The 9,695-nt window shown below is 67.6% G+C and carries 10 protein-coding genes; all 10 read right to left on the bottom strand.

Annotated features, from left to right (window positions below; all coding sequences use genetic code 11):
• Nucleotides 1-267, bottom strand: a 267-nt coding sequence (locus AX721_RS20995) for a helix-turn-helix domain-containing protein (protein ID WP_255373685.1), incomplete at its 3' end; no start/stop codon positions are given.
• Nucleotides 268-350: 83 nt separating this feature from the next.
• The gene (locus AX721_RS20990) at nucleotides 351-1,670 is read right to left on the bottom strand and encodes an LPD7 domain-containing protein (protein WP_068877924.1); all 1,320 of its coding nucleotides are present in this window, start codon (nucleotides 1,668-1,670) and stop codon (nucleotides 351-353) included.
• Between the two features lie 18 nt (nucleotides 1,671-1,688).
• Nucleotides 1,689-3,644 (bottom strand): type IV secretory system conjugative DNA transfer family protein, encoded by a 1,956-nt coding sequence (locus tag AX721_RS20985; protein WP_082765730.1) that lies wholly within the window; start codon nucleotides 3,642-3,644, stop codon nucleotides 1,689-1,691.
• A complete protein-coding gene (gene virB11, locus AX721_RS20980; RefSeq protein WP_068877923.1) occupies nucleotides 3,610-4,617 on the bottom strand; it encodes a P-type DNA transfer ATPase VirB11 in 1,008 nt (335 codons plus the stop codon). Before virB11 ends, AX721_RS20985 begins: the two co-directional genes overlap by 35 nt.
• Entirely contained in the window at nucleotides 4,614-5,870 is a 1,257-nt protein-coding gene (gene virB10 / locus AX721_RS20975; RefSeq protein ID WP_068877922.1) for a type IV secretion system protein VirB10, read from the bottom strand. Before virB10 ends, virB11 begins: the two co-directional genes overlap by 4 nt.
• A gap of 3 nt (nucleotides 5,871-5,873) precedes the next feature.
• Nucleotides 5,874-6,728: a P-type conjugative transfer protein VirB9 gene (gene virB9, locus AX721_RS20970; RefSeq protein WP_231733410.1), complete on the bottom strand. Its 855-nt coding sequence runs from the start codon at nucleotides 6,726-6,728 to the stop codon at nucleotides 5,874-5,876.
• Nucleotides 6,725-7,405: a virB8 family protein gene (locus tag AX721_RS20965; RefSeq protein ID WP_068877921.1), complete on the bottom strand. Its 681-nt coding sequence runs from the start codon at nucleotides 7,403-7,405 to the stop codon at nucleotides 6,725-6,727. The genes virB9 and AX721_RS20965 overlap by 4 nt, the downstream gene beginning before the upstream one ends.
• A 387-nt stretch (nucleotides 7,406-7,792) precedes the next feature.
• Entirely contained in the window at nucleotides 7,793-8,764 is a 972-nt protein-coding gene (locus AX721_RS20960) for a type IV secretion system protein (protein WP_068877920.1), read from the bottom strand.
• Between the two features lie 14 nt (nucleotides 8,765-8,778).
• Nucleotides 8,779-9,012: an EexN family lipoprotein gene (locus AX721_RS27555; protein WP_156467305.1), complete on the bottom strand. Its 234-nt coding sequence runs from the start codon at nucleotides 9,010-9,012 to the stop codon at nucleotides 8,779-8,781.
• Nucleotides 9,009-9,695 (bottom strand): type IV secretion system protein (locus tag AX721_RS20955; RefSeq protein WP_068877919.1); only part of this gene is annotated, 687 nt, incomplete at its 5' end. The genes AX721_RS27555 and AX721_RS20955, both read right to left, overlap by 4 nt.

The following is a 9,695-nucleotide window of genomic DNA, read 5'->3' as shown; positions in this document are numbered from 1 at the left end:
AATCCGCGCCCACCTTGCCGTGGAATTCGTGCCCGCGATCGCGTGGAATTCGCACGCCGGAAGCGGCATGCCCTCCACATCGACGAAGAAGTAGTCGATGGGAACGCCTAGGAAGATGGCGGCCTTGGCCAGGCTCGACGCCGAGATCCGGTTGGCTCCTTGCTCGTACTTCTGGATCTGCTGGTGGCTGGACAGCCCGATGCTCTCGGCGAGCTGGCCCTGGCTGAGGCTGCGGGCCTTGCGGGCCATGCGGAGCCGGCGTCCCACAGCCACATCGAAGGGATGCGGCTGCGGAGTGTTTGTATGAACAAACTCGCCCGTCGACCCCTGGGGCCGCGAGGGGTCGGACATCAACGGCTCCGCGTGCGTTCGGGACCGGATTTGGCGGATTCCGGTCGCACGGCGCGCGCGGCTTCTACGGCGGGCGCTTGCTCAGGGGACGGCCGCCCTTTGTCGACCACGGGCTCGCGCACCTGGGCGGGCGCGAAGCGGCCGCCCTGCTCGATGTGGGCGGCGATCTTCTCCTTGGCGCCGGCGATCAGGCGCTCTTGCATTGCAGGGTCCGGGTGGCGGTCCTTGACTATGGCGGCGACGACGGCGAGGCGACTTTGGGCGTCGCGCAAGGCCGGGTCGCCCGCCGAGGCGGCGCGGAAACGCTCGGCCTCAATGGTCCAGCGGTTACGGGGCACCTGGCGCTGCTGAAGGCTGATCTCGCCGGTCTGCTTGTCGCGCACCTCGAAGGTGCGAGAGACGCGCTCCACGCCATCGCGACGCAGGGTGATCTCGTCGCCCACCTGGGCGCCGGAGCGCTGAAGGGCGGCGGGAAGGCCCACGCCCCAGACCTCGATCTGGCGCCCGTTCTTCTGCTCGACGCGGACGAAGGGCGTGAGCTCCTGGCCGGATCGGTGCTTGTACGGCGCTTCGCCGCTCTCCAGCAGCTTGCCCGTGACGCCCTGGTCGTAGTCGATCCTGGCGGGCTTCGCCGCTGCGCCAGCCGCCTCGGCCGCCGTGCGCGTCTGGTCTGGCGACCCGTCGGCGGCCCGGGCTGTGTTGCGCGCCGGCGCGATGGTGTTGACGTCACGGGCGTCCTGGCGACGGGCGAGCTCCTGCAGGTCGCGTTCGGCTGGCTTGTAGCCGCGGACCTCGAGGCCGACGGTGCGCGCCTCCAGCCAGACCGCGCGGCGGAAGTCTTCCTCGCCGCGCACCTCAATCGCCTTCCAGCCGCGATGTTCGGCGATCGCGACGAGATCCCTCACCACGTCGAGATGGTTGTCGCGGGCCGTCAGCTTGCCGCCGGCGTCGCGGAAGGCGGGCCGGTCGCTCCTCGCGTCGGTGAAGAAGCGCAGCTCGGCCGAGAACTGTGGCTCCTCCGAATAGTACCGGCGCTTGACGGCGTCTGGGACGTCGCCGCGTTCGACCGAGAACCGCTCCGGCTGGTTCTCATTGGCGGGTTGAGGCGATGGCTTCGAGGCGTCGGCGCTGGTGCGCTGGGTTTTCTCCGAGGCGTCGCGCTCAGCCGCGCGTTCCAGAACCGGGGAGATGCTGTTCTCCGCAGGATCGCGGTCCTCGTCTTCGGGACGCTTACGCGGTTCGGACCTGGACGCCGTGGCGGTCTGAGGCGGGGGAGGGGCCGGCGTCGGTTCAGCGCCAGCGTCAGTTTCGTCGGCCACGGGAGGCCTCCTCTACGGTCAGCGTTCGATGGCTTCGGTTTCGAGCAGCAGGCCCGAGTTGATGTAGCGGTCGATCCACGCCTGCGACTGCTCCTCGGTGGCGCCGGCCGGCAGGTCGTCGAGGTCAACCGAGTCCAGCTCGAGCGAGATCGCCTCGATGCTCAGCTCAGTCTCGCCAGCGGCTTCGCTCTCGGTGAGCGGGCGCTGGACGATGCGGGCGTGGATTTCACCGACGGTGCGGGTCAGCGCCGCCAGGTCGGCCGCCATGGCGTCGAGCCGACCGGCCTCGCCTGCTGGGCCCGGGCCGGCGCCAGCGACGTCCGGCAGGACCGGGATGACGGGCGCGGGCTGGACGCGGCGGGCGAAGTCGGCGCTCTTGAAGAAGTAGATCTTACGGCCCTGCACCGGGGGGATCCCGCCGCGCAGCACGATCAGAGCGTCGCGGGGCATCTGCAGCAGCTCCTGGGGGAGCATGAGCGCGCGGCGCTGTTCGGAGGCCGTGGTGGTCCACTTGCCGGAACCGACGAAGGTCGGGCGGCTCTTCGATCGGCCCTCGTAGGTGTAGTAGCCCAGGCGCTCGGAGAGGTCCTGGGCGACCTTGAGCTCCTTGGGCGTGAAGACCAATTCGACGCCGCAGTTGGTCATGATCTCGTCTGCGACGTCGGGGCCGTACTCGGCGCGAAGCTGCGACGGACTCTGGATGACCGGAAGGAGCCGCACGCCATAACCCGCGACATAGGAGAAGCCCTTGGCGATGACGGCGGCGTGGCCCAAGCGGGCGAACTCGTCGAGGAGAACGAGCAGCTGCAGGGGGTGGCGGTCCTTGGCCGGCAGCTCGCGGGTGTTCAGGTCCACGAGCTGCTGAAAGAAGAGGTTATAGAGGGGCGCTGCCCGGACCATGTTGTCCGGGGTGACACCAAGATAGATGGACATGCGTCGGGTGCGCAGGTCGCGCAGGTCGAAATCGCTGGCGCTGGTGGCGGCGTCCACGCGCGGGTTGAGCCAAAGGTTCATCCGCGCGGTGATGGTCTGGCGGACGCCCGCGAAGGTGTTGTCCGACGAGGCGCAGAAGTCGTTCAGGGCGTTGACGCAGCCGCGCGAGAGGGGGCTCGGACCCCTGGCGCGGGCTTCGATCACCGCCGGGAACTTGGCCTTGGGATTGCCGGTCGTGAGCTGGCGGTAGATCTCGCCGATGGTGAAGGGCAGGTCCGGCGTCTCTGCGACGTAGGCGCCCACGCCGAGGAACCCGGTCCGCGCCGCTTCGGCCCAGAAGGGGTCGGACTTGTCGGGCGCCGGGAAGAGCATGGTGGCGAGCTTCTGAAGCTCGTCCAGAACCTTGACGCTGTTGCGGCGATCGATCCAGCCCAAGGGGTTGTAGCGGGCCGTGCGGCCGTCCGGGTCAAGCGGATCGAACATCACGACCTTCTGGCCGTGGGCGGCGCGGAAACCGGCGCTCGCCTCCCAGTTCTCCTTCTTGATGTCCAGGACCACGACGGAGTCCGGCCAGTTCAGCAGGTTGGGGATGACGACGCCGACGCCTTTGCCGGTGCGAGTCGGGGCGTAGAGCATCACGTGCTCGGCGCCGCCGAAGGTCAGATAGCCCCCGCCCTTGCGGCCGAGAATGATCCCTTTCTTGGCGCGGAGGCCCTCTCGGGCGATCTCGCCCTCGCTGGCCCAGCGCGCCGCGCCGTGGAGCGGGCGGCGGATCCGAACGGCCGCCACGACGCCGAGCGCCAGGATGAGCGCGCCGGAGCCCAGGGCGGCGACCTTGAACCAAAGCTGCACCTCGGGGTGCGCGCGATAGGTCCAGAGCCAGGCCGGCACGGCGACGAAGTCCACGTTGGCGCCGAGCCGCCCGATCCCCGCCAAGGTGCCGACCATGGTCAGCATCGCCCAGAGGGCGACGAGGAGGGCGGTGACGGCCGCGATGAAGGCCGCCTTAGCGGCCGGCGTGGCGCTTGCGAAGCGGGTCATAGTAGAGCTCCGTCATCCGGAAGCGGCCGTCGACCTTCTTCATCTGGACGACGACGTCGACCAGCAGGTGGAGAAGGCTGCGAATATCTTCGCGGGCCAGGTCGCGGCCGCCCTCGGATTCCTTCACGAGGAGGGTCAGTTGCTCGAAGGCGAGGGTGGCGGAATCGGCGTGCACCGTCGTGATGGAGCCGGGATGGCCGGAGTTCACGTTGCGCAGGTAGAAAAAGGCGGTTCCGTCCCGCAACTCCTGCAGCAGGATCCGGTCAGGCCGCATGCGCAGGGCGCTCTCCAGGAGCTGCTTTGGGCCCACCTTTGCGAGCCCTTGCTGGTCCTTCGAATAGATGAGGTGGACGACGTTGCGATGAGGCACCGTCAGCTCGCGGGTGTCCTCGATCGTCAGCAGGCGCTCGTGCTCAGGGATGAGCTGGATGAGCCCCTTGCTGAAGGTGGTCTTCCCCGACCCCGTCGCGCCGCTGATGAGGATGTTCTTCCGCGAACGCACAGCCAGCTCGAAATAAGCCGGCCAGGCGCCGGCGTCGCGCAGTCGCAGCAGCTCCTCTTCGGTTTCGTCCAGTTCGTCGCTGGCGGCCTTGGCTGCCTCGAAGAGGCCGGCCCGGGTGAAGTCCTCCATGCCGAAGGTCACGCTGGACGGCTTGCGAATTGTGATCGAGACGGTGTCCGTCGGCACCGCCGGCGGCAGCACGATCTGGCAGCGTTCGCCCTGCGGCAGGACGGTGGAGCAGATCGGCGTCTCGGCGTTGACGTCCTGCCGCGTGAAGGCTGCGGCGGCGTTGGCGAGGGTGGCGAGCCAGGCGGAGGACAGGTCGGGCAGCTCGTGCCAGCGCCAGCCGCCGGGCCCTTCCACCCCGACCTCGCCTGGGCGATTGATGACGATCTCCGTCACGTCGGCTGGCTCCAGCAGCCGCTGGAGCGGCTGCAGGTAGTGGACGAGGACGGAGGAGTCCGCGTTCACCGCGCTGCAACCCCGTAGACGTCGGAGAAGTCGAAGTCCTGGGCGACCATAATCCCGACATCCTCGCCTTGGTTCTTGCGCAGGATGGGCGGCAGGTTGATCGAATTCTGAAGCGCGACGCCGGCGACGTCCGAAGGGACGCGCACGGTGTTCTGAAAATCGCGCCGGTCGCCCTGGGCGGCGATGTAGACCCCATCATCGACAAGGGAGAGGAGGAGGGCGCTCCCGAACCGCTCGAAGAAGCGGTTGTCGAGATCGCCGCCGAAGCCCGAGCGGCCCAGGGCGTCGGCGGCCGGCGAGGCGAGGTCGATCGCCACGCCGCGCGGGGTTACAGCGCGCGTCCAAAGGACGAAGAGCCGGCGCTGGCCGCGTTGCATCCCGCCGCGATACTCGCCGAGCACCTTCGTGCCCTTCTCGAGCAGCACGACCCGGCCGTTATCCGAGAAGACGTCCCGCGGGATGATGCAGGTGGTGTAGCCCGGCAAGGAGGAGTCCATGGCCGTCTGCAGGACGCAGGGAATCTGCGTGCCGGCGAGGATCATGTAGCTGCGATCGCCGAGCACCTTCGCGCGCGCCGTGTTGATGGCCGAGCCACGGCGTAGGGACTCCAGCTCTGTCGGGGTGCGTGGCGGCCCCTCGTCCTGCGCTATGCTGGCCCGGGTCGCGGCGCCATAGGCGGCCGCTGGTAGGCCTTGGCCTGAGGCGCTGTAGGCCAGGATCGGCGCCCGGCGGGAGAGGTCCGCCAGGTTTTCGCGCGGCTGCCCGCCCGCCGCGCCCGCGGGCCCGCCTCCATAGGGGGACGGAGCCGGCACGACCTGGCCGGCTGCAAGCGGCTGACCGGTGAGAGGATCCACGCCGGGCGCGACGCCGCCGGCCGTCGGCGCAGGCGGCAGGGGAGGGGGCGGGGTCTTGGCCACCTGGTCGTAGCTCACGACCTGGCGGGCGGGCTCCTTGGGCTCGTCCTTGGCGCCCCGCGCGTCGCCGCGGTCCCAGGTGAGGACGAGGAGGAGGGAGGCGCCGCCCACCATGGCCGCGATGCCGGCGATCTTGGCCTGATTGGAGCTGAAGCGGCCCGCCACCGGCGTGATGCCGCGCTCCCCCGGCACGCCGGCGCCTCGGTCGGGTTCCCGGTGCTCCGGCGGGACGTCGGACTGGTCCGGCGCGCGTCGGCGCATGAAAGGGTCGGCGACGGCCTCGTCGCGGCGGACGTCTTCAGGGCGGCCCGGCACGCCGGGATCGTGGGTGTCGCTCATGGCTTACTGTCCCGGGTTGCGGGTGGTGCGTTCGACGGACGAGGAGGCGGTGTAGGTCCCGTGGTTCACGCCGTAGGGCTGGACAGCCTCGTTGAAGATGCAGAGGACTTCGCGGCCGCGGCGCAGGATGAGCTTGGGCGCCACCGTGTGGATCACCACGAACTCGTCGCGCACGTCGAAGGGCACCTGGCTCTCGGATCCGTCTGGATTGACGGTGAAGAAGCTCGGGAGCTCCTGATTGGCCGGAAACCGCAGCACGGTGAACTGGCCGTTGTCGGAGACCTCGGACGGCTGGAGGCGAGACGAGCCTTGGATGGTGTAGTTGAGGTTCCGCGGTCCCTCGACAACGGCATGGTCGAGCATCAACCCCGTGCGGGCCTTCTCGATCATGCCGGCTTGACGCGCGAGGACCTGGGCGGCGGCGCGACGCTCGTCCTCGGGATAGCGGAAGCGGACCTGGAAATAGGTGTCCGGCGAAGTGGCGGTAATTGGCCCCGTGCGGATCGTCAGCTCGAAGGTGTAGTTGCGCAGCTCCGCGCCGCGGCGGGTAGTCACGATCAGGTTGGTGGGCGTGCCGCGCTCGCGAGGCTTGATGAAGAGGATGTTCGTCTCGGCCGCGACTTCCCAGGAGACGGTGTCGCCGAGCGCAACATGCTGGATCTCTTCGCCGGGCCCGAAGATGATCTGCGTGGCCGTGCGGAAGGTCCCGACGATGCGCACGACATCCTTCGGGTCGTAGTCGACCTCGCGCATCCGTGGATCGGCTTGCCCCGGCTTGGGGATGTCGCCGGCGGCCGCGGGGAAGGCGGCCGCGGCCAACGCCGCGCAAGCCGCGGCGGCGAGCAGCTTGCGCATCATTGGGAGATCTCCGGGTCGGCCCGGTAGTTCTGGACTTGGAAGCCGAGCGGATTTCGCAGCCGGTCCGATTCCAGCATGGGGGCTTGGGTGTAGGTGAAGGTCAGTGTGGCGATCCAATCGTTCGACTGGACCTCTTGGGCCTTGCGCACGGTCCTGGTGAATCGGACGTTGGCCACCTTGGGGTTGATGAAGCTGATGTTGCGGATCGCCACGGTGGCGACTCCGTCGGGGCCAAGGACGGCCTGCGGGCTCGTGGGGTTGGTCGACCGGTATGCGTCCGCCCAGCGTTGCTGTTCGTCGGGCGTGGACATGATCGAGACGAACCGGAAGTTTTCTTCGGCCGCGGGCGGAAGGTAGCCTTCGCGGGCCCGGACGTACTGGCCGAGGAAGTACTTGCTGACCGCCTCGTTGTAGGTGACGTCTCGGGAACCCTTCAGGCCGGTCATGACGTCGACCGCGCCCGTGCTCTCGTTCACCCGCACCACGAAGGGCTCGACCGTCTTCAGGGGGGCCAGCGCCACGACTGCGGCGATCGAGGCGACGGCGAGGCCGCTCGCCACGGCCGCCACGGTCCAGGCCAGTTTCTTCGAACGGTTCGCCGCCTGCACCCGGTCCTGGTCCCAGCGCCGGGCTTCTTCGAAGTAGCTCTTAAGATCGTCCGCACGCACGCCGGTCATCCGCGGGCTCCCTGTCCGCAACTCGCAAAGGCTTGCGGGAGAGCCGAGATCCGGCGCGGCTTCGCGGTCGGGCGAGCTGAGTTGGCTGTCGGGGTTTTAGGAACCACCCCGGGCACAGTGGGCGCCGGTGCGGCCGTGCTTTTCGTGGGCTTGGCCGGCTTGCCGTTCGGGCCCGGGGCGGGCGGAGCCGGAACTGGCGCAGTTTTCGCTGGCACTGGAGAGCCAGGGAGGATCGAGCCGTAGATGTTGACGGGCCGGCGGCTGTGGCCGTCACAGGACTTGGGCTTGGACGTGCTGGTGGTCGAACAGGCCACCAGGGCGAACGCGCAGGCCGTCAGCGTCAGTGTACGCAACACGCGGTGGTCTCCTGAGGGGCGAAGGGAAATGTCATCGGCGAGGATGGCCGTTGCCGCTGCCGGAGGGGCGCACAGAGCCGCCCTCACGACCCCCGAACCGAGAGGCGAGAGTTCGAGCGCCGCGATACCCGAGCTTCCCCGCACCTAAGGCGGCGGCCGCCGCTCCGGCGGCGCCCGCTTGGCCAGCGTTGAAGAAGTCGCCGATCCCAGCGGCTGCCCCGCCCGCGATGCCGGCGGCGATATTGGGGGCTTGGAGGAAGAAGATGGCACCGAGACAGCAAAGTGCGATGAAGAGCAGGCCCGATGTGTTTGGGTTCGCCTGACCTTCGATGTTGGTCCACTGACCTTCCAAGAGGGCGAGTATCAAATGGAATACTGTCAAGATCAGTGCAAACAGCAGGAGGTAATTCACGCCTTGCCTTAGCCAGCCGAAGAAGAACCCTCGCGTGGCGTCGAATACGAGACAGGCGATAAAGATCGGTCCGAGGGCCACGAGGATTGCAAGGGCGCACTTCGCCAGTAGAACGATGCCGAAGCCGAGCGCTGTCGACAGCGCTGTGACAAACCACACGGCCGTCCCGGTGATGTATCCAAGGGGCGCTGCGACGCTGGCCGATGAGTAGATCTTGTCGGCGAGATAGCCCCCGCGGTTGAAGAAACTGTCGAACGATCCACCCACGCCGCTCGCGGTGTGGCCACTGATGGCGCCGGCGAGCCAGTTCGGAAGTTCGGTGAAGAGAGGTTCGGTGACGTAGCTGTTGTACGCGACGGTCGTCGCGACGACGTAGATGAAGGCGAGCTTCACAAGGCGAACTACGCCGTCCAGGATCGGCTCGGAGATCGATCCTCTAAGAATCGCCCAGCCGTACAGGACCACGTAAAGAACGAGCGCTAGCCGCAGGGGACCTTCCACGGCTGAGATAATGTTGGCGAGCCCGTCGTGGAGAACGTCGTCTAGGCGGTTCTCGACGAAGGTGTACGCTGGCTCGTAAATCGTGGCCATATTGTCCTCAGCAGCTAGAAGCCGCGCTTGAACTCTTCCATGGATTGCTTGTGTTGCGCCTGAGCCCTGGCGGTCTCGGCATTGTTGCACTCTTCGCCGCGGTGAGTGCCCGCCTTGCAATCGGCGAGCACTTCGGCCCGCTCGGCGTCGTTTGTTTCGAAATAGGAGGTTGAGCGGGGCTCCGGAGAGCAGGCACCGAGGGCTACTATTCCAAAGGCTAAGGTGAAGCAGTGACGTTTGGTCTTCATTTGAATCCGGTCCTAAATTCTTTCATCGAACGCTGGAGTTGATCGGCGAGCTTTTCCTGATCTCGCTGCTCAGCGAGCCTGCGCTCGGCCTCCTGCATCATGGCGAGGCCCTGGAGCTGCATCTGGTCGTTGTTGATGAGGGCTTGTTCGGCTGCGATGCGCGCCTGAAGGTCCATGACCTCCTTGGCCGTCTTGGCGTTGTTCAGGGCCACGCGGAGCTCGTCGAGCCCACCCTGCCGTTCGGCAGCCGTGCGATAGGCGCTCTCACCAAGAGCAATGTCGCGCGCAGCGCGATCGCCGGCTTTGACCAGCGAGTCCTGATAGTACTGCCCGACAGGCGAGAGGCCCGTCTTGTCCGGCGTGAAGAGCCTGCCGGCGTCCCGGATTGAAGTCGCGCGAGATCCGATTGAGCCGAGATCGGAAAGCGAGCCGTTCAGCAGGCGCGAGGTGTCTTGGACCTCGGCTGGAAGATACCGCCGCAGTGTCGGGTTGTTCAGAGCGGCCGCGAGGCTGTTGACGTTCGTCAGCTTGTTGAAGTCGTCGTAGAGCTGCTTGCCTTGCGAGACCTGGGCCTTGAGCTCCACGAGTTGGTCGTACGCTCTGAGGTAGGCGTCAGCGTCAAAGACCGCGAGCTGGGCGCTCGCGGGCGCGGCGGCGGCCAGTGCTGTGGCGGCCGCCGCCGC

This window comes from Phenylobacterium sp. CCH9-H3, from assembly GCF_001557235.1.
GTDB lineage: Bacteria > Pseudomonadota > Alphaproteobacteria > Caulobacterales > Caulobacteraceae > Phenylobacterium.
This window is presented reverse-complemented; position numbering and strand designations above follow the sequence as displayed.